This window comes from Acinetobacter halotolerans, assembly GCF_004208515.1.
Lineage (GTDB): Bacteria > Pseudomonadota > Gammaproteobacteria > Pseudomonadales > Moraxellaceae > Acinetobacter > Acinetobacter halotolerans.
Genome location: NZ_SGIM01000002.1, coordinates 229,661 through 249,616 on the forward strand (window position 1 = coordinate 229,661; position 19,956 = coordinate 249,616).

Here is a 19,956-nt window from a genome sequence, read left to right on the forward strand (position 1 = left end):
AACAGCTTAGATATGTTTTTAAAAAAATCGCTTTATGTCGCATTATTTGCTTCTCTTTCTTCTGCATCATTTGCACAAGGCATTGTGTTGAATGATGAAAATTTACGAACTGACTTGAATTGGTTGAATCAACAAGGTGTTATTCAAATCAGCACCTCAACATGGCCAATGAGCGGTGATGAGATTAAACGTGCATTATCACAGGCTCAAGTGAACAATAAAGCACAACAGAAAGTTGTGGATTCAGTTGTTCATGCATTAGCTGCTGACAATGCAACTGCTAAACTGGGTTTACATGCGGGAACTGATCTTAAAACTGTGCCACAAGCCTTTGGTGATAGCCAAAAATCTCAATACCAAGCAGCTTTAGAGTTTAATGCTGGCAGTGAAAATTGGGATGCAAAAATCAGAGTCAATGGGGAGAAAGACCCGTTGATTGATAATGGGCATGATGTCAACGTTGAAGGTTCGTATATTGCGGGCAAACTTTGGAATCAATGGTTGATTGCAGGTCAAATTCCGACGTATTGGGGACCAGGGCATGATGGCAGTTTGATTCGTGGTGATGCCAGTCGTCCAGTTTATGGGGTAACTGCACAGCGTGCTGTGCAAGATGCTTTTGAAACAAAATGGTTGTCTTGGATAGGTCCTTGGCAATATCAAGCTTTTGCTGGACAGCTGGATGATTATGAAGCGGTGCCAGATGCTAAATTAATCGGTTTACGCGTAACCGCTCAACCTTTGCCATATTTGGAGTTAGGTGCTTCTCGTATGTTGCAGTGGGGTGGTGAAGGTCGTCCTGAAAGCTTCAGTTCACTATGGGATGCAATGCTGGGAACGAAAGACAATGGTGGAACAGGGAAAGCAGATCCATCAAATCAAATTGCAGGCTTTGATTTTCGTTTAAACTTACAGTCCTTATTAGATACTCCAGTGGGTGTCTATGGACAATATGTGGGTGAAGATGAAGCGGGTGGTTTACCAGCGAAAAAGATGTACCTAGCTGGTACTGATTTCTCATCAAGTTATAACAACATGCCTTACCAACTTTATGCTGAGTGGGCAGATACACGTACCAATGGTAGTGCAAAAGGTATTTCGTATAGTCATACAGTATATAGAGATGGTTACTATCAACATGGTTTTCCACTTGGCCATGCGATGGGTGGTGATGGGCAAATGTATTCGGTAGGCGGTGATATTCGCTTTGATACCATGAACCGTTTAAGTGGTCGCGTAATGTATGCAAAAGTTAGCCAGACTCAGCGAGTTGAGGATAACAATGCAGCATTTCCTAAAGCTGACACACTTAAAGGTTTGGACCTGACGTGGACACATTATGTGAAACCAACGATTCCATTAAAAATTAATGGTTGGGTTAGTGACTCTGATGTGAATGGAAACGATGGTGGTGTTTCAGTCGGTGTGGAAATTCCGTTAGAGCGAAATATGTTCCGTTTTTAAGCGTTATTTGTAGAAAAAGAGGCCTATCTAGGCTTCTTTTTTTGCATGATGAAAATCATGTGAATCCTAAAATATTTAGCGTACGTTATTCGGGTTTGTTGATATTTCATTGATGTTTGCATATCACAATTTTGCATATTGATATGAAAAAACAAGCTAAAGAAGTCGATCTAAATTATTATAATGAATAAACTTTACTGGCTGGCGAATAAGCCACTAGTAAGCATATTGATATCATGAAAAATTGGAGTTGTTATGGCACTCGTTCCTCCACACGGTCTTCCAAGTGGTGGTTTAATACCACTTATAGATTTTATGGGTAACATGGATAAGGAGGTAAGTGTACATGACTGAAAATAGATTAACGCACCTCAAACAACTTGAGGCTGAAAGTATTCACATTATTCGTGAAGTTGCTGCCGAATTTGAAAATCCTGTCATGCTTTACTCAATCGGTAAAGACTCTGCGGTGATGCTGCATCTTGCATTAAAAGCATTCTATCCAGCAAAACTTCCATTCCCTCTTCTGCATGTAGATACGGGTTGGAAATTTAAAGACATGATCGCATTTCGTGACAACATGGCAAAAACACATGGCTTTGATTTGATCGTGCATCAAAACAAAGAAGGTCGTGATGCAGGTATCAACCCATTTGATCATGGTAGCTCGAAATATACTGACATCATGAAAACTCAAGGCTTAAAACAAGCCTTAGATAAATACCAGTTTGATGCAGCTTTTGGTGGCGCACGTCGTGATGAAGAAAAATCACGCGCCAAAGAACGTGTTTATTCGTTCCGTGATACAAAACATCGTTGGGATCCTAAAAATCAACGTCCAGAACTTTGGAATCTCTATAACGGTAAAGTTAACAAAGGTGAAAGCATCCGTGTTTTCCCATTGTCTAACTGGACTGAGTTAGATATTTGGCAATACATCTACTTGGAAAATATCCAATTGGTTCCGCTTTATTTCTCTGCTGTTCGCCCAGTGGTTGAACGCAGTGGTACGTTGATCATGGTGGATGATGAGCGTATGCGTTTAAAAGAAGGTGAAGTTCCACAAATGAAATCGGTACGTTTCCGTACACTTGGTTGTTACCCACTGACAGGTGCAGTTGAGTCTGAAGCGGATAACTTGCCTGAAATTATCCAAGAAATGCTTTTAGCAACCAGTTCAGAGCGTCAAGGTCGTATGATTGACCATGATGAAGCCGGCTCGATGGAAAAGAAAAAGCAGGAAGGTTATTTCTAATTTCCTTAAGCAAGTCCCTCTTTTTAAAGAGGGATTTAGGGAGATTAAAACCGATTTCTAAAGAATATGTGGAGTTTTGAGCAATGTCTCATCAATCAGATCTTATTAGCCAAGACATCTTGGGATATTTAAAGCAGCATGAGCAAAAAGACTTATTGCGCTTCTTAACCTGCGGTAATGTCGATGATGGTAAAAGTACTTTAATTGGTCGTTTGCTTTACGATTCAAAATTGATTTATGAAGATCAATTGCAAGCGGTCACACGTGACAGTAAAAAAGTCGGTACAACGGGTGATGCGCCTGACCTTGCTTTACTTGTAGATGGTTTACAAGCTGAACGTGAGCAGGGTATTACCATTGATGTCGCTTATCGTTATTTCTCCACTGAAAAACGTAAGTTCATCATCGCGGATACACCAGGACATGAGCAATATACTCGTAATATGGCGACAGGTGCATCTACTGCGGATCTTGCGATTATTCTGATTGACGCGCGTTATGGTGTGCAAACACAAACGCGTCGTCATACTTTTATTGCAAGTCTTCTCGGTATTAAAAATATCGTGGTTGCGATTAATAAAATGGACTTGGTTGAGTTCTCAGCGGTACGTTTCAATGAGATTCAGGTTGAATATGATGCCTTTGTGAGCCAGCTTGGTAATCGCCGTCCTGAGAATATTCAGTTTGTACCAATTTCTGCGTTGAATGGTGATAACGTCGTTAATCCATCTACAAGCACGCCTTGGTACAAGGGTCAAACCTTGATGAATATTCTTGAATCAGTGGAAATTAAGCGCGAATCAAATAAGCAAGAGTTTCGTTTCCCTGTTCAATATGTCAATCGTCCTAATCTTGATTTCCGTGGCTTTGCTGGTACGATCGCATTGGGCGGAATTAACGTTGGTGATGAAATTTTAGCCTTACCGTCAGGTAAAAAGTCAACGGTTAAAGAGATTGTGACCTTTGATGGTAATCTTGAGCATGCTTTTGCTGGTCAAGCTGTAACTTTAACGTTAAATGATGAAATTGATATTTCTCGTGGTAATGTTTTAGTACGTGCAGGCGAACAACCACTGATTTCACGTAGTGTGCGTGCGTCAGTCGTGTGGATGACAGAACATCCTTTGGTTAAAGGTAAATTGTATAACCTGAAAGTGGGTACGCAAACTGTTCCTGCGAAAGTAACTGCAATTAATTACCGTGTTAATGTAAATACCCTTGAGCATACTCAAGTTGAAGAGCTTGAGTTAAATGCAATTGCAGATGTTGTGGTCGAGTTTGATGCACCAGTGGTGTTTGACCAATATCAAGACAGTCGTTACACGGGTTCATTCATTTTCATTGACCGTTTAAGCAATGTCACGGTTGGTGCGGGGATGGTTGAAGCTGCAGTGGAATGGACTGCACATAGCAATCCTGTGACAGCGGAAGATCGTGCTGCTCGTTTAGGTCAAAAACCTGCGGTGATTGGTGTGTCTGCACAGTTGATCGAAAAAGCGCATGCTTTAGAGAGCTTGTTGATTCAACAAGGTGTGGTTGCGATTGCAAAAGCGAATTTAACTGCTGAGCAAATCAACTTGTTACGTGAAACAGGTGTGGTAGTCATTACAACAACGGTTGATGCTACTGATACTGAGGTAGTAGCTGAGTCGGTGGAAGATGCAGCTGAGAAGATTGTGACATTAGTCCGTCTATAATTGCTTAGATTGATTGAAAAGAAGCCCGCGAAAGCGGGCTTCTTTTTTGTGGTTTGTATCTAAAATCGTATTTAATTTTATCCTACTTTGATATCGCTTTTATGCGACAATAGCCCTTTATATTTTTGTCCAAGGACTCCCATGACTGAGCACTCTCCTGAATCTTTAAGCGATATCGAAATTTTAGACATTTTACAGTCTATGAGAAAAGATGAGCTTGATGTTGAAGCCAAAGAGATGATCGTTAATGGTGGTAAAGCAGGTCGCCAAGAAGCACATAAACAGGCATTGGTGGCATTGCACACAAGTTTTGAAGATAAATTTGTTGAAGCGGTAACATTGGCATTGGGTCTTAACGCAGGCCAAGCAAAGAAAATCCGTTATAAAAAAGATCGAATTCGTATTTTAAAAGTACGTGGTATTGATTATCTTGCGATTGATGGTGCTGAAACTGCACAAGTACTTTCGCAAGTGGCTCAAGCAATTAGTCGTGAAGATGCAATTGTCACTGAAGGTTTGCACAATATTTTCCCATTTTGGAAGGAAGGTTGGCCAATGGTTCAGTTTGATAATGCCTACAAGATTTTAGCTGAGGACATCTCGATTCATTATCAAGCAACACTCGATGAGTTAATTTCACTTTATGGTGGCAATTAAAACATCATAAACGCAGTGTCGTGATTGAATCCTCTCATTGAAAATAACAAGGATTGTTGATTTTATGCGTTTAGCTACGAAGATTCCGCCAGAGGCTTTACAGGTATTGCGAGAAGGTAAATTAATTGATGCCATTAAGATTACCCGTGAGAAAACGGGCCTAGGCTTAAAAGAATCGAAAGATTTAGTGGATCAATATTTACAAGATCATCCGCAAGAACAGGCGCGTATCCAAGAACAGTTGGCCCAACGTAGTCGAGGGGGAATCAAACTTTTTGTTTTGATCTTCTTTATTTTGGTCATCTTAATTTGGTTTGCTACAAAATAAAAAAAGCCCAGTCAATGGGCTTTTTAATTCAGTGTGATTTTAATCTTCTGGAATTGAGAAGGATTCACTTTCTAGGCTTGATAGGATCTGAGTCACAAGCAGCTGATCAATCTTATAGTGATCAATATCGACTACCTCAAATTTGAAACCTGCATATTCTACAGCATCAGCAGGGCGGGGAATCTTGCGTAAGCGATACATGATAAAGCCTGCAATCGTCTCATAGTTCTCATTTTCAGGGAATTCTTCTATTTCCAAAACATGCTTCACATCTTCTATCGGGGTACTACCATCAATTAACCATGAATGATTATCACGCTTAATAATTTGTAGGTCTTCTTCCAATGGTGTAACCCAATCGCCCATTACCGTAATCATAATATCGCTCAAGGTAATGACACCGACCACGAATGCATATTCATTGATAACGACTGCAAATTTTTCTTTAGTTGAGCGAAATCGGTCCAGTACCTCTGATAGGGTGAGGGTATCTGGAAGCATGAGCACTGTACGAATCGTGGACTCATTCAGTTGTAGCAAAGATTGATTATTTAAAATACGGACCAAAATGTCTTTGGTATCGACATAGCCAATGACTTGGTCGATATGTTCATTGCAGACCAAAAACTTTGAATAAGGGTATTCAGCTAATTTTTGGCGGATACTACTTTCATTTTCTTTTAGCGTAAAATAAACCACATTTTCTCGTGTGGTCATACTCGAGGGAACCGTACGTTCTTCTAGTTCGAATACATTTTCAATGAAATGATGCTCTTGTTTTTGTAAAACACCTGCTTGGGCACCAGCATCCATAACTGCGGAAATATCATCAAAGGTAATATTATCATCTCGGACAGTATTTACTTTAAATAGACGGAATAACAAGTTTGCGATTGCATTGATACCCCAAGCCAAGGGTTTGCAGACCTTAATAAAGATTTGGATCGGATCGATGACACTAATCGCAATTTTTTCTGGTGCGATCATTGCCAGGCGTTTTGGCATCAAATCGGCAAATAGAATGAAAAGAGACGTAACGAAAGTAAAGGACAGGGCGAAACCAATATTTTCTAACCATGGTCCTGTATAGAAACGACTGATCAGCTCAACGAAATGAGGGCGAAAGGCTGCTTCACCTAAAATACCACCTAAAATAGCAACCGCATTTAGCCCTATTTGTGAGGCGGCAAAGAAATCAGCAGACTGTTCTTGTAGGTCTAGCACTTTTTGAGCGCGATGTTCTCCAGCTTCTGCGAGAATTTTAAGTTTAACTTTGCGAGCGCCTGCGAGCGCGATTTCAGTGAGTGATAAAAAGCCTGCTGCAACAATCAGCATGGCAATGATAATGATATTTTGTACGAGACTCACACGTCACCTAGATTTTCATCATTATTAATTATCATAATGTTTTAACATAAAAAAGACGCTGAGTTAATCTTTAGATTAACTCAGCACTACTCATATTTTAAAGTGAAATGACTTTAAGGTAATGAGCTTATTTTAGTATTGTGAAAACTGTGAGTTGTTTAATAAAAACTCACGGTTTTCTTCTTCAATCATTTGGCGCGCGACAAATAAGATTAGTTGTCTTAACCAGCGGTGCGCTGGGTGATGATGAAGTAAAGGACACCAAGCCATTTTTAGTTCGAACTCAGGGATATAAAATGGAGGATCTTTTATAACCAATCGTGGGTTTTGTGTTTGAAGCTGTGCCATACGCGTTGGTAAGGTCGCGATCAAATCAACATTTTGTGCTAATAGTGCAGGCATTTGATAATGTCGAGTAAACACTGAAATTTTACGACGTTGACCGATACGTTCTAAAGCTTGATCGATCCAACCTAAACCTGCTTGTTTGTCTGGGTTTACACCAAAGCCAACACCCATGCCTGTTTTGGAAACCCAAATATGTTGAGCATCTAAGTAACTTTTGAGGTTAAGGTGGGTAACAGCAGGGTGTTTGTCATTCAAAATACAGCTAAAACTATCACGCCAAACCAATACTTGGTGAAAGCTTTGAGGAATCTCATTGAAACGGTTAATGGCTAAATCGACTTTACCTTGTTCCATGTCTCGATATGACACATCGCTAGGAGTTAAAAAATCGAGTACAACATTTGGGGCTTCAGATCGCAATGCTTTGACTAAGCGAGGAACTAACGTTGCCTCAGCATAATCAGATGTCATAATGCGAAATACGCGAGTACTGGTATATGGTCGGAACTCGGTACGTGGCTCCAGAATCATCGAAAGGTCTGACAATGCATCCCGAATACGAGGCTGTAATTCTAAAGCACGTTCAGTCGGGGTCATACCTTCTGATGAACGGATCAGCAGAGGATCGTTAAATAAATTACGTAAACGACGTAAAATATTACTCATTGCTGGTTGGGTAACACCCAGTTGTTCCGCGGCACGTGTGACATTTTTTTCACGAAGAAGTACATCAAGATATATTAATAAATTGAGATCGACCCGTTCCAGATTCATAAAAAAAATACCGAAAATAAAATCTTTAAATTGTGCTTGATTATGACATATTTAAAGCTGTTTGCGTAACTTAATGCGATATAAAAACAATTGCGCAGCACTGAATGATTTCACCTACAATAAGCATAATTCTCTATTGATAAGCAGTCAATTCGCAGCGTGTTTGAGTGGAAATAATAAAAATGATCAACATGAGCAGCTCATAAATAGTCTCATTGGTAGACTTTTGATGATACAAATAGGGAGGATATTTTGTGCTACTCCACCATAGATACATTGTTGATAAATCTTGGTGATGAAAAATTATAATTTAAAACAATGCTTTAATGTGGTTATATGTTATTGTGAATAGGTCCATATCCATGTATTTTTTAAAAAAATACTGAAGATTAACCTAGAATATTGGATAAATTTGTTTGCAAAGACTAAGCTGTGAAACATGTTGATGAAGTGCTTGAAATCTAGACTGCGAAAAGCATGATTTTTAGCAATCATTCGATGCCAATCCTCAAAGGAATATATCATGACTACATATCAAACAGCGATTGATGCAATCCGCGAACTAAAAGCAAAATTCGGTGACACTTGGCGCGATATTAGCCCAGAAGATGCTGCGCGTATGCAAATGCAAAACCAATTCAAAACAGGTTTAGATATTGCTAAATATACAGCTGCTATTATGCGTCGTGATATGGCAGCATATGACGCTGACTCTAGCAAATATACTCAATCATTAGGTTGCTGGCACGGTTTTATCGCGCAACAAAAAATGATTGCGAACAAAAAATACTTCGGTACAACTGAACGTCGTTATATCTACCTTTCTGGTTGGATGGTTGCTGCACTTCGTTCAGAATTTGGTCCACTTCCTGACCAATCTATGCATGAAAAAACTTCTGTTGCTGCGTTAATTGGTGAAATCTACACATTCTTACGTCAAGCTGATGCGAAAGAATTGAACGATTTGTTCCGTGCATTGAAAAAAGCAAATGAAGCTGGTGATACTGCTAAAGCTGCAGAAATCACTGCTCAAATCGATGGTTTCCAAACTCACGTTGTGCCAATTATTGCGGACATCGATGCTGGTTTCGGTAACGAAGAAGCAACTTACTTACTTGCTAAGAAAATGATCGAAGCAGGTGCATGTGCACTTCAAATCGAAAACCAAGTATCTGACGCGAAACAATGTGGTCACCAAGCTGGTAAAGTAACAGTTCCACATGAAGACTTCATCGCTAAGATCCATGCATTACGTTATGCATTCTTAGAAATGGGTCTTGATGACGGTATCATCGTTGCACGTACTGACTCTGAAGGCGCTGACTTAACTCAAAAAATCCCAGTGGTTAAAGAGCCAGGCGACATCGCTTCTCAGTACATTAGCTACTTAGAAACTTCTGAAATTGATATTGCTGATGCTCAAGAAGACGAAATCTTGATCAAACGTAATGGCAAATTACACCGTCCTAAGCGTTTAGCTTCTGGTTTATATCAGTTCCGTGCTGACACTCAAATTGACCGTGTTGTACTTGACTGTGTATCTAGCCTTCAAAATGGTGCTGACCTTCTTTGGATCGAAACTGCGACTCCAAACGTTGAAGAAATCGCTCACATGGTTAACCGTGTACGTGAAACTGTTCCAAATGCGAAGCTTGTTTATAACAACAGCCCGTCATTCAACTGGACTTTAAACTTCCGTCAACAAGCTTACGATCGTTGGGTTGCTGAAGGTAAAGACGTTTCTGCTTACGACCGTGCTAAATTAATGAGCGCTGAGTACGATGAAACTGAATTGGCTGCTGATGCTGATGCTAAAATCCGTACTTTCCAAGCAGATGCTTCTCGTGAAGCGGGTGTGTTCCACCACTTGATCACACTTCCGACTTACCATACTGCTGCTCTTTCTACTCATGAGCTTGCACAAGGTTACTTCGGTTCTGAAGGTATGTTGGCTTATGTTGCTGGCGTACAACGTAAAGAAATCCGCGGTGGTATCGCATGTGTTAAACACCAAGCAATGGCTGGTTCTGACATCGGTGATGACCATAAAGAAATCTTCGCTGGCGACAATGCTTTGAAAGCTGGTGATGATGCTAAAAACACTATGAACCAATTCGGTGGCTAAGCCCTGATTTGATTCAAAAAAAACCCTGCTGATAAAGCAGGGTTTTTTATTGAGAGCATTTAAGTGTAGATAAAATTATTCAGCTTCTTTCTTGAGTTGGTATTTATCTGCGAGTGCACCAGTGATTTCATTACCTTCTAAATCAAGTGCTTTTAAGTAGCCTTCGGCAACAAAGTATTTGCGGCTATCACCAGCTTTGTCTAATTCAATGATAGAGGTGTTGTTGCTATCAAACTTGAAGTTACCTTTACTTTCAAAAGCCTTTCCATCACCTTTGCCGAGATAGGTTTCTTCTAATTCAAAAGTTTTATCTGAATTCAGCTCTAGCTTGGTTTCAATACCTTCGCAGTCAGCGCAAGGCAATACACCTTTGTAAGTACCATTCCAATCTAAAGAGTTTTCCGCAGTGTGTTCATGATCAATCATGGGCTCAGATGTAGCTTCTGTTGTTACTGCAGGAGGAGTTGAGTGGTCATCTTTAGGTGTTTCTGATTTATTACAAGCGACTAAAAAGAGTGATGTGAGAGAAATTGCGATAATTGACTTTTTCATCTTAGATACAACCTTGTGAAAATATTGATATCCAAGTTATGGGATTTTAAAAGGAAATAATAGTAGGGGAGTGTAAGTGTTATTTAATTTTTGGTAAAACAGGATGGTTAATATGAAACTGAAATGTATCAAATATATAAGAAGAAAGGCACTTATCTTTCAATAAGTGCCTTTCTTTGAATCTGGAGCGGGAAAGGAGACTCGAACTCCCGACCCCAACCTTGGCAAGGTTATGCTCTACCAACTGAGCTATTCCCGCAATATGGACGCATTATAGAGTGTTTAACAAAACTGTCAACTCTCCAAGTTATTGGTTGGTTACTTTTTGACTAATTTAGTTTGCGCGTCGCCAAATCGTACCTTGGCGGCTATCTTCAAGAACTACACCTTGATCGAGTAAAGATTGACGAATTGCATCAGCTTTGGCAAAGTCTTTGGCTTTTTTTGCATCTACACGTTGTTGAATAAAATCCTCAATATCGGTATCAGAAAGTGAAAGCGCTTCTTGACCAATGTCAGATTTTAAGAATTCATCTACATCATGTTGAACTAAAGCTAAAACATTGGTTAAGTTGCGTAGTGTGGAGTAAAGGACAGTGGCTTGTTCAGCTTGTTGTTCTTTTACAGCACGATTCAATTCTTTATTGAGTTCGAATAATACTGCCATCGCTTCAGCAGTATTAAAGTCATCACACATCGCATTGTTAAAACGTTCAACAAAACTTTGCTCTAGTGTATCAACTATTTTTTGTCCATAGGTCTGCTGATAGGCTTTAAAGGAATGATAAAAACGGCTAAGGGCAGTTTTTGCTTCTTTTAACGCTACATCAGAAAAGTTGACTGGACTACGATAATGCGACGACACGATAAAATAGCGGATCACTTCAGGATGGAATTTCTCCATCACATCGCGAATGGTAAAGAAATTGCCTAAAGACTTAGACATTTTCTCGCCATCAACATTGATGAAACCCACGTGCATCCAATAATTTACATATTGTTCGCCAGTTGTTGCTTCACTTTGAGCAATTTCATTTTCATGATGAGGGAACATGAGATCAGAACCGCCACCATGAATGTCAAAGTGATTGCCTAAGCAGCAAGTCGACATTGCTGAACATTCAATATGCCAGCCTGGACGACCATTGCCCCACGGTGAAGCCCATGCAGGTTCATTTTCTTTGGCATGTTTCCAAAGCACAAAGTCAAATGGATGTTTCTTGTCGACTTCTACATCGACACGTTCAGACGCACCCGCTTGCATATCATCTAATTTGCGACCTGATAAACGACCATATTTATTAAATTTGTTTACTTCAAAATAGACATCGCCATTAGCAGCAGGATAAGCCGCACCTTTGTCCACTAAAGTACTGATCATGGTTTGCATTTGATCAATGTATTCAGTTGCTTTTGGTGCTTCATCTGGTGCGATACAGCCTAGATTTGCTGCGTCCTCATTCATCGCATCAATAAATCGAGCAGTGAGAGCTTGAATACTTTCACCGTTTTCATTGGCACGTGCAATGATCTTGTCATCAATATCGGTAATGTTGCGGATGTAACGAACTTTCCAACCTTGACTACGCAAGAAGCGAATAATGTAGTCAAATGCAACCATAACGCGAGCATGTCCAATATGACAGTAATCGTATACGGTCATACCACAGACATAGATATCGATTTGACCTTCGTTACGTGGGACAAATTCAACTTTTTTTCGTTGCTCAGAGTTATATAGAACAAAAGGTTGCATAAGGGTTTTCAAACACTCTACAAAATTAGCGTTACATCATAACGTATGCATCATTTTTCATAAAGTTGTCTGGAGAAAAAAGATGCTGTGGGTTTGGGTTTTTATTATGGTTGATTTGACTGGTTCTATCTTTCTCCATCTTCATCGAAAACTTATACATTTAGAAACGTGTATAATTCACAGTTATGCTAGAATCTGCCGTATTCTTTTGATTAAAATCATCTACTATCAAGTAGATTGAGCATTACTTTGAGTCAAACTCACATGTCACAAGTCATAAATTTCCAAAAAAGCGCATTGGAAACTTTGCGTATTGAACAACAAGCCATAGAAGTGCTTGCCACACAAATTGATGAACGCTTTGATCGTGCATGTGAAATCTTATTACAATGCAAAGGTCGTGTCGTGATCACCGGTATGGGAAAATCCGGTCATATTGGTCGCAAAATGGCAGCGACTTTTGCTTCAACAGGCACACCTTCATTCTTTATGCATCCTGGTGAAGCAGGGCATGGTGACTTAGGCATGTTGGTGCGTGGTGATGTCCTAATCGCGATTTCAAACTCTGGAAAGAGTGATGAAATTATGATGTTGATGCCATTGATCAAGCATCTAGAAGTGCCTTTGATAACCATTAGTCGTGATGATAAAGGCCCAATGCCACAAAATGCGGATATTGCTTTGACGCTGGGTTTAGCGGATGAAGCATGTCCTTTAGGTTTAGCACCGACATCGAGTACGACCGCAACACTTGTGTTGGGTGATACTTTGGCGGTTGCTTTATTGGAAGCGCGTGGATTTACCGCTGACGATTTTGCGCGTTCACATCCTGCGGGCGCACTTGGCAAACGTCTACTTTTACATGTGAAACACTTGATGCACACAGGTGCAGAGTTACCAAAAGTTCACCCTGACACACCGATGAATAAGGTGTTGTATGAAATTTCTGATAAACGTTTGGGTCTGACCACTGTGGTGGATGATCAAGATACATTGTTGGGGATTTTTACCGATGGTGACTTACGTCGTATGATCGATCGACAACAGGGTTTTGATGTGAATGCTGCTGTATCCGCTGTAATGACCGAAAATCCGATGACGATTTCTCAAGAAGCTCGAGCAGTGGAAGCATTGGAAAAAATGCATGAGAAAAAAATTAACCAATTCGTTGTTGTTGATGATGCTAAAAAAGTAATTGGCGTTATTAGTATGCACGATCTTATTGAAGCTGGAGTAAATTAAGCCATGGCATCATATGCTTTACAAGAACAAGCACGTCATTTACAAGCACTGGTGCTTGATGTGGATGGGATTTTAAGCGATGGCTTTGTAACCTTAACCAATTCAGGTGATGAGATTAAATCATTTGATATTCGCGATGGTTTAGGGATGAAATTGGTTCAAAAAGCGGGCATGAAAGTGATTATTATCACTGGTCGTAAAAGCCATATAGTTGAAAAACGTATGTCAGATTTGGGTGTGGATTTGGTGTTCCAAGGGCGTGAAGATAAAGGTGCGGCCTTACGTGAAGCTTGTGCACAGTTCAATATCTTACCTGAAGACTGTTTATATATGGGTGATGATTGGCCTGATTTATCTGCATTTGCGATTGCGGGTATGAGTATTACAGTTCCTAATGGACATGAAGAAGTACGTCGACGTGCCCATTTGGTAACACAAGCAATGGGTGGCCGTGGGGCTGTAAGAGAGGTCTGTGATATGTTGTTGATGGCAAAAGGTGTTTACCAAGAGCTGCTTGAAAAATATCTTGCGGTACCACATTAATATACTTAATAGCGTTGATTTGCTCAAAGGTTAGGTAACCCTGTTTATGGATACCAAAGTTTTATATATTGTTGCTATTGTGGTCGCTTCAGTAAGTGGTGGCTATTATTATTATAGTGGCAAGGCAAAAAAGTTGGATGTGGACTCAGCGAAGAATATGACTTATTCAGCGCAGGGTGTTCATTTAACACAAACTGATGAACAGGGTAATTTGTACATTCGTGCTGAAGTTAAGCAATTACAGCAAGATATGCTACAAAAAACGTCGCAGCTTGATCAACTGAAAGCTGTTATGTACAAACAAGGGAAAGCTGATGCTACTTTTTCGGCCCAACGTGCAAATGGTTATGATGAAAATCGTAAGATTGTATTGGCTGGAGATGTTGTTGTCACAAACTTGTCAGATCAGGGCAATATGGAATTCCATACCGATGAGATCACGGGTTACCCAAAAACAAGAGAATTAGAAACCCAACACCAAGTCATTGTTCAATCCCCAACAGCTGAATTTGTGAGCCAAGGTCTAAAAGCAAATTTGAATGATGGTCAATATGAATTTTATAAAGTTCGAGGAAAGTATGCGCCAAGCTCTTAATTCTAATTATCGTTTTACTTTCTTAAAACAGTTTACGTGTATTGCTGTGGCCGCGTTGGTTTCTGGTTCAAGCTTTGCTTTACCATCTGATCGTAATCAACAACTTTCTTTGGTCGCTGATCGTGCTACATATAATGATAGAACGGGCATCACCACATATACGGGAAATGTTGTGATTGAGCAAGGAACGATGAAACTTCAAGCTGATTCAATTATTGCAACCTTAAATAGTAAAAAAGAAATTCAGACCATTACGGCTAAAGGTCAACTTGCGAAATTTCAGCAGCAAATTGATACGAATAAAGGTTTAGCGCGTGGTGAAGCTCAGCAGATTGTCTATAATGCAGACACTGGTATCCTCACTTTATCAGGGAAAGCCTATCTTTATCAGAATGGCTCAAGTATTCGTGGTGATAGTCTAAAATATAGTATGAATAAAGGTGACGTTGAAGCGCAGGGTTCTTCAACTAATCGCGTGCAGATTATTATCCCACCATCAAGTTCAAAAAGTTTTCCAGGGGCGCGTGATTAATGGAACAATCGGTGCAACAAACACAAACTTTATGTATTAAACATTTGGCGAAAAACTATAGCAAACGTTGGGTGGTTAAAGATGTTTCTTTTACCATGCAAAGTGGCCAAATCGTCGGATTGCTTGGACCAAATGGTGCGGGTAAAACGACGAGCTTTTATATGGTTGTTGGCTTGGTTCAGATGGATAAAGGCGAGATTCATTTGGATGATCTTGATTTATCGGATCTCGCTATGCATGAGCGCGCTCGTAAAGGCATTGGCTATTTACCGCAGGAAGCCTCGATCTTTAGAAAGTTGACTATTGCTGAAAACATTATGGCGATTTTGGAAACGCGTAAAGATTTGAACAAGCAACAACGCCAGCAACGTCTGAGTGAATTATTAAATGATTTTAAAATTAATCATATTAAAGATTCATTGGGCATGAGTGTTTCTGGCGGTGAACGTCGTCGAGCTGAAATTGCGCGCGCTCTAGCTGCGGATCCCAAGTTTATGTTATTGGATGAACCTTTTGCTGGTGTCGATCCTATTTCTGTCGGAGACATTAAAGACATTATTCAGACGCTTAAAGACAGAGGGATTGGTGTACTGATCACTGATCATAATGTGAGAGAAACTTTGGCAATTTGCGAAAAGGCGTATATTGTGAGTGAGGGGGCGGTGATCGCAGAAGGCACACCACAAGAAATCCTCGATCATGAGCAAGTACGTAAAGTTTATTTAGGTGATGATTTTGTTGTTTAACAAAATAATTTGAGCTTTAAAAAAGAACCTTTTGGGTTCTTTTTTTATGAAAGTAATAACTGGGATGCTAAGAGAAATTCGGGTTTAATATTGGAATAGGGTGGCTTTCCCTTATGTTTTTGATAAATATTTAATTTTCTATAAAATGTCGTATTTTAGCTAAATACTATGCTGGAAAAAGTGTGAACTAGTTTACAAAAAATAAACACTTATCAGTCGAAAAATTGGCATCTGATACGTGGTATTTTCTACAAAAATAAGAGTAGAATGAAGGCGCTTTAAACGATAATTACATGACAAGAATATGAGTATTAAGAAAGATATAGATATAGATGATGGATCACGTAAAACATGTATAGATTTAAAGTGGCTATTTTGTTTAGCAACGTTATCTGTACCTGTTACACATGCTTCGACACCCAGTGAACAGTATCATTCCCTCAAGAATAATTTGTCTCAACTCTTTACGCCTAAAAGTAATGATGAGTTTAAAACAGCAAATATGAAGAAGTTGAGTGATTTTTCTATTCATTCATCACCAACTGAATTACCTGTCATTGGATCGGGCCGCCCAATGGATGTTGTTCCTACTACATTGTGGGAGAACCAAAATAAAACGTTAAAAGATGCAATACAGATTGCAGTTCAGCGTAATCCTGAAATTTCGCAAACGCTTGCAACTTTAGCAGCACAGAATGCAAATATAGATGTAGCGAAAGCGGGGTTCTATCCGCAAATTTCGGGAGGAGTAAATACAGGTGATTTGACTAGAAAAGGGGAGCGGGGGCGACAAATATTAGCTTTAAATGCCTCTCAAATGCTGTATGACTTTGGCAAAGTGAAGTCTGGCGTTACCACTGAATAAGCAAAGTTAATGGTAGAGCAAGCGAATGTTTTAGTTAAAATTGATGATATCTCTTTAGATGTAACACAAACGATTATTAATATTCAGCGTTATCAAAAGCTGATCAGAATTGCCAATCAGCAGATTGCCGGTGTTAAACGTATTCAGGAAATTGCTAATTTAAGAGCAAATGCGGGAATCAGTAGTCAAGCAGACCCTGTACAAGCTCAATCTTATTTACAATCTGCTCAATCAGCATTGATTGCACAACAGTCTTTGCTCAGTCAGTATCAGCAACATTTATATACATTATTGGGATTTGATGCACGTAATGTCCAATGGGCAATTACTGATGATTTTATTAAACAATCAGATTTATATGTAGAGCCGCAATTTAATACCATTCCTCAAATGATTGCAGCACAGGCTGGAATTGAAGTTGCGCGTAGTCAGAAAATACAAACCAAAGTTAGTAATTATCCGACCTTGTCTGTAAAAGGTGAATTAAGCCAAGCATTACATGGGCGAAATCCCAATAATGATAAAAATGGTGGATTTGACAGTGCTATTATGTTGGAAGCAAGTAGCCAATTTTACCAAGGCGGAGCAACGTCTTCGAGAATTAAAGCTGCTAGTTTTGCAGAAGAGGCTGCAAAAGCACAGGTCAATACAGTTTATTTAAAAGTGCTGGATCAGATTAGAACCAGTCGAGAACAGATTGAAAATAAGCAACGTCAAATGCAAGTGTTAGCAGGACAACAAGCAACCACTGTGCGGACACGCGAGCTTTATCAGGAACAATATAAATTGGGTACACGATCACTGGTCGACTTATTAAACGCTGAACAAGCAATTCATAGTGCTAATTCAGAGGTAGAAATGGCACGTTATGATATTTACAGTAGTATTGCTCAATATATTTCAGCCACAGGACGTTCTCGTCAAGCCTATGACCTGAATAATATAAAAATTCAAGGGTTTGAGGTGCAACCATGATGACAAAAATAGATTATCAGCCTTGGTTACAGGCGATATTAACGATTGCAAAGCATTATCGAATCGAACCTTCAGAAGAGCGTATTCGATTACAACTTGATTGGAATCAAAATCAGAATCTTGATGAAGTCTTGACTTTAATCAGTCGACAAATTGGCTTGAACTTAATAAGGGTTAAATTTAGCGATGACGTGATTAATCCTTGGCGTTTACCGATTTTAGTTGAATTGGCAGACGGACAAGTGGGGGTCATTGATAAAGCCGATGCTTCTGGACATGTCAGTATTCAACTTAGTGGCGATCAAGGTTTATCACAAAAGTTTGCTGTAGGGGCTTTAAAACATATTGTCAAGAATGTGTTTATCTTACGTCCTGAACAATCTGTTCCTGATGCGCGTATTGATGAATATATCAAACCGTATAAACCAAGCTGGTTTTGGTCAATCGTTTTAAGTGATTGGAAGCGTTATATCGATATTATGTTTGCATCATTGATTGCAAACGTTCTAGCCTTGGCAACCATCGTTTTCTCAATGCAAGTCTATGACCGCGTTGTACCATCTCAATCGATACCGACTCTTTGGGTGCTTGCGGGTGGTGTGCTCATTGCGGCAATCTTTGAATTTGTTTTACGTATCTCACGGGTATACATTTCAGATATTATTGGAAAACGTGCTGATCTACGCATTTCTGATCGCGTTTTTGGCCATGCATTAAGAATAAAAAATAGTGAACGTTCGAAATCGACAGGTACATTTATTTCCCAAATTCGTGAATTAGAAGGTGTACGAGAGTTGGTCACTTCGACCACGATGGGTGCGATTGCTGATCTACCATTCTTCTTTTTATTCCTGTTTATTTTCGCAATTATTGGTGGGAACTTATTTTGGGTGATGTTATTTATCGTTCCCCTCATGATTTTGCCAGCAATTTTGGTACAAAAGAAACTGGCTAAACTCGCACAAGAGGGCATGCGTGAATCCTCAATTCGTAATGCAATTTTGGTTGAGGCTGTACAAGGGATCGAAGATATTAAGTTATTACGTGCAGAATCTCGTTTCCAAAATCAATGGAATCATATGAACGAGATTTCTGCTGATATCAGTATGCAGCAACGTAAAATTGTCGGCGTACTGACAGCTTGGACGCAGAAGTTACAAGGGCTTACCTATGCCATCGTTGTATTAGTTGGGTGTTTTGCTGTGATGGAAGGTGAAATGACCACAGGTGCGTTGGTTGCCTGTTCAATTTTATCCTCAAGGATGTTGGCCCCAATTTCACAGATCACAGGCATTCTTGGCCGCTTCCAACAGGCAAAAGTGGCAAAGAAAAGTTTAGATGAATTGATGCAGCGCCCAGTTGATCAAGCAGATCATGCACATTTAGTACATAAAGAAGTATTACATGGTGACTATGAGCTGAAAAATGTGGTGTTCCAATATAGTGAAGATGATCCTCGACCAAGTTTAGCGATTCAAAAATTAAAGATTCGGGCAGGAGAGCGGATTGCAATTCTTGGACGCAATGGCGCTGGAAAATCAACGTTATTGCAAATTCTCTCTGCAATGCAGACTCCAAACTCAGGTTCGGTACACTTAGATGATTTAGATATGAGTTTGATTGATCCTGCCGATGTTCGTCGTGACATGGGATTGCTCAACCAAAATGCTTATCTTTTCTATGGAACTATTCGTGAGAACTTGACTTTAGGTGCACCTTTAGCACGCGATGAAGATATTTTAAAAGCTTTAAAAGTGACGGGCGCATTGAGTTTCGTCCATGAAAAGAAAGAAGGTTTGGACCATTTGGTTTTAGAGGGCGGGGTCGGCTTCTCTGGAGGACAAAGACAGGCATTGTTATTAGCGCGGTTACTCATTCGTGAGCCTAATATTTTACTCCTTGATGAACCAACCGCTGCTATTGATGATGTCGCAGAAAAACAATTGATAGATCATTTAAAGGGGTGGTTAAGCTATCGTACTTTAATCGTCGCTACGCATCGTCGAGCGGTGTTGGAGTTGGTTGATCGAATTATTGTGATGAATGATGGCAAAATTGTTATGGATGGACCAGCTGATAAAGTCTTGCAACAATCATCCGTAAAACAAAAAACAGTTTAATAAAATAAAGAGGA

17 protein-coding genes, 1 tRNA gene and 1 pseudogene are annotated in these 19,956 nt (G+C 39.7%); 14 read left to right on the top strand and 5 right to left on the bottom strand.

What is annotated here, in order from left to right:
* Positions 1-12: 12 nt before the first annotated feature.
* From EXE30_RS03190 to EXE30_RS03210, 6 genes are all read left to right on the top strand, one after another.
* The gene (locus tag EXE30_RS03190; RefSeq protein WP_130161167.1) at positions 13-1,464 is read left to right on the top strand and encodes a capsule assembly Wzi family protein; all 1,452 of its coding nucleotides are present in this window, start codon (positions 13-15) and stop codon (positions 1,462-1,464) included.
* Between the two features lie 255 nt (positions 1,465-1,719).
* Positions 1,720-1,818, top strand: a complete 99-nt coding sequence (locus tag EXE30_RS16180; protein ID WP_004668798.1) for a hypothetical protein — start codon at positions 1,720-1,722, stop codon at positions 1,816-1,818.
* Entirely contained in the window at positions 1,811-2,719 is a 909-nt protein-coding gene (gene cysD, locus EXE30_RS03195; RefSeq protein ID WP_121928410.1) for a sulfate adenylyltransferase subunit CysD, read from the top strand. The genes EXE30_RS16180 and cysD overlap by 8 nt, the downstream gene beginning before the upstream one ends.
* An 83-nt stretch (positions 2,720-2,802) precedes the next feature.
* Positions 2,803-4,416 carry a sulfate adenylyltransferase subunit CysN gene (gene cysN / locus EXE30_RS03200; RefSeq protein ID WP_130161168.1) on the top strand — a complete coding sequence of 538 codons (1,614 nt, stop codon included), beginning with the start codon at positions 2,803-2,805 and terminating at the stop codon, positions 4,414-4,416.
* Positions 4,417-4,557: 141 nt separating this feature from the next.
* Positions 4,558-5,073, top strand: coding sequence for a hypothetical protein (locus tag EXE30_RS03205; RefSeq protein WP_004668792.1), 516 nt, complete (start codon positions 4,558-4,560; stop codon positions 5,071-5,073).
* Positions 5,074-5,137: 64 nt separating this feature from the next.
* Positions 5,138-5,401: a ribosomal protein L7/L12 gene (locus EXE30_RS03210; protein ID WP_130161169.1), complete on the top strand. Its 264-nt coding sequence runs from the start codon at positions 5,138-5,140 to the stop codon at positions 5,399-5,401.
* Positions 5,402-5,440: 39 nt separating this feature from the next.
* Here EXE30_RS03210 and EXE30_RS03215 read toward each other — a convergent pair whose 3' ends face one another.
* Together EXE30_RS03215 and EXE30_RS03220 are read right to left on the bottom strand one after the other, a co-directional pair.
* The gene (locus EXE30_RS03215) at positions 5,441-6,769 is read right to left on the bottom strand and encodes a hemolysin family protein (protein WP_130161170.1); all 1,329 of its coding nucleotides are present in this window, start codon (positions 6,767-6,769) and stop codon (positions 5,441-5,443) included.
* A gap of 132 nt (positions 6,770-6,901) precedes the next feature.
* Positions 6,902-7,891: a LysR family transcriptional regulator gene (locus EXE30_RS03220; protein ID WP_130161171.1), complete on the bottom strand. Its 990-nt coding sequence runs from the start codon at positions 7,889-7,891 to the stop codon at positions 6,902-6,904.
* Positions 7,892-8,414: 523 nt separating this feature from the next.
* On the opposite strand from EXE30_RS03220, the gene EXE30_RS03225 reads away from it, so the two are divergent.
* Positions 8,415-10,016, top strand: a complete 1,602-nt coding sequence (locus tag EXE30_RS03225) for an isocitrate lyase (RefSeq protein ID WP_130161172.1) — start codon at positions 8,415-8,417, stop codon at positions 10,014-10,016.
* 75 nt (positions 10,017-10,091) lie between these two features.
* Here EXE30_RS03225 and EXE30_RS03230 read toward each other — a convergent pair whose 3' ends face one another.
* The 3 genes from EXE30_RS03230 to cysS all read right to left on the bottom strand — a co-directional run bounded on the left by EXE30_RS03230 (position 10,092) and on the right by cysS (position 12,324).
* On the bottom strand, positions 10,092-10,568 hold the full coding sequence (locus EXE30_RS03230) for a copper resistance protein NlpE (protein ID WP_130161173.1): 477 nt from the start codon (positions 10,566-10,568) through the stop codon (positions 10,092-10,094).
* Positions 10,569-10,751: 183 nt separating this feature from the next.
* Positions 10,752-10,827 (bottom strand) — tRNA-Gly (locus EXE30_RS03235).
* Positions 10,828-10,902: 75 nt separating this feature from the next.
* Positions 10,903-12,324: a cysteine--tRNA ligase gene (gene cysS / locus EXE30_RS03240; protein ID WP_130161174.1), complete on the bottom strand. Its 1,422-nt coding sequence runs from the start codon at positions 12,322-12,324 to the stop codon at positions 10,903-10,905.
* Between the two features lie 264 nt (positions 12,325-12,588).
* Here cysS and EXE30_RS03245 point away from each other — a divergent pair, with 264 nt between their 5' ends.
* The 7 genes and pseudogenes from EXE30_RS03245 (at position 12,589) to EXE30_RS03275 (ending at position 19,942) form a co-directional block, all read left to right on the top strand.
* Positions 12,589-13,566 carry a KpsF/GutQ family sugar-phosphate isomerase gene (locus EXE30_RS03245; protein ID WP_130161175.1) on the top strand — a complete coding sequence of 326 codons (978 nt, stop codon included), beginning with the start codon at positions 12,589-12,591 and terminating at the stop codon, positions 13,564-13,566.
* Positions 13,567-13,569: 3 nt separating this feature from the next.
* Positions 13,570-14,109 (top strand): KdsC family phosphatase, encoded by a 540-nt coding sequence (locus EXE30_RS03250; protein WP_130161176.1) that lies wholly within the window; start codon positions 13,570-13,572, stop codon positions 14,107-14,109.
* A 46-nt stretch (positions 14,110-14,155) separates the two neighbouring features.
* The gene (lptC, locus tag EXE30_RS03255; protein WP_130161177.1) at positions 14,156-14,704 is read left to right on the top strand and encodes an LPS export ABC transporter periplasmic protein LptC; all 549 of its coding nucleotides are present in this window, start codon (positions 14,156-14,158) and stop codon (positions 14,702-14,704) included.
* Positions 14,688-15,236: a lipopolysaccharide transport periplasmic protein LptA gene (gene lptA, locus EXE30_RS03260; RefSeq protein ID WP_130161178.1), complete on the top strand. Its 549-nt coding sequence runs from the start codon at positions 14,688-14,690 to the stop codon at positions 15,234-15,236. The genes lptC and lptA overlap by 17 nt, the downstream gene beginning before the upstream one ends.
* Entirely contained in the window at positions 15,236-15,982 is a 747-nt protein-coding gene (gene lptB / locus EXE30_RS03265; RefSeq protein WP_130161179.1) for an LPS export ABC transporter ATP-binding protein, read from the top strand. Before lptA ends, lptB begins: the two co-directional genes overlap by 1 nt.
* A gap of 304 nt (positions 15,983-16,286) precedes the next feature.
* Positions 16,287-17,822: pseudogene (locus EXE30_RS15955) on the top strand (TolC family protein).
* Entirely contained in the window at positions 17,819-19,942 is a 2,124-nt protein-coding gene (locus EXE30_RS03275) for a type I secretion system permease/ATPase (RefSeq protein ID WP_130161180.1), read from the top strand. Before EXE30_RS15955 ends, EXE30_RS03275 begins: the two are co-directional and overlap by 4 nt.
* The last annotated feature ends 14 nt before the right edge of the window (positions 19,943-19,956 follow it).

Coding starts and splice junctions, on each gene's coding strand:
- cysD (WP_121928410.1), top strand. CDS start 1,811: ATGACTGAAAATAGATTAACGCACCTCAAACAACTTGAGGCTGAAAGT.
- EXE30_RS03190 (WP_130161167.1), top strand. CDS start 13: ATGTTTTTAAAAAAATCGCTTTATGTCGCATTATTTGCTTCTCTTTCT.
- cysS (WP_130161174.1), bottom strand. CDS start 12,324: ATGCAACCTTTTGTTCTATATAACTCTGAGCAACGAAAAAAAGTTGAA.
- EXE30_RS03220 (WP_130161171.1), bottom strand. CDS start 7,891: ATGAATCTGGAACGGGTCGATCTCAATTTATTAATATATCTTGATGTA.
- EXE30_RS16180 (WP_004668798.1), top strand. CDS start 1,720: ATGGCACTCGTTCCTCCACACGGTCTTCCAAGTGGTGGTTTAATACCA.
- lptC (WP_130161177.1), top strand. CDS start 14,156: ATGGATACCAAAGTTTTATATATTGTTGCTATTGTGGTCGCTTCAGTA.
- EXE30_RS03210 (WP_130161169.1), top strand. CDS start 5,138: ATGCGTTTAGCTACGAAGATTCCGCCAGAGGCTTTACAGGTATTGCGA.
- EXE30_RS03250 (WP_130161176.1), top strand. CDS start 13,570: ATGGCATCATATGCTTTACAAGAACAAGCACGTCATTTACAAGCACTG.
- EXE30_RS03275 (WP_130161180.1), top strand. CDS start 17,819: ATGATGACAAAAATAGATTATCAGCCTTGGTTACAGGCGATATTAACG.
- lptB (WP_130161179.1), top strand. CDS start 15,236: ATGGAACAATCGGTGCAACAAACACAAACTTTATGTATTAAACATTTG.
- lptA (WP_130161178.1), top strand. CDS start 14,688: ATGCGCCAAGCTCTTAATTCTAATTATCGTTTTACTTTCTTAAAACAG.
- EXE30_RS03225 (WP_130161172.1), top strand. CDS start 8,415: ATGACTACATATCAAACAGCGATTGATGCAATCCGCGAACTAAAAGCA.
- EXE30_RS03205 (WP_004668792.1), top strand. CDS start 4,558: ATGACTGAGCACTCTCCTGAATCTTTAAGCGATATCGAAATTTTAGAC.
- cysN (WP_130161168.1), top strand. CDS start 2,803: ATGTCTCATCAATCAGATCTTATTAGCCAAGACATCTTGGGATATTTA.
- EXE30_RS03230 (WP_130161173.1), bottom strand. CDS start 10,568: ATGAAAAAGTCAATTATCGCAATTTCTCTCACATCACTCTTTTTAGTC.
- EXE30_RS03245 (WP_130161175.1), top strand. CDS start 12,589: ATGTCACAAGTCATAAATTTCCAAAAAAGCGCATTGGAAACTTTGCGT.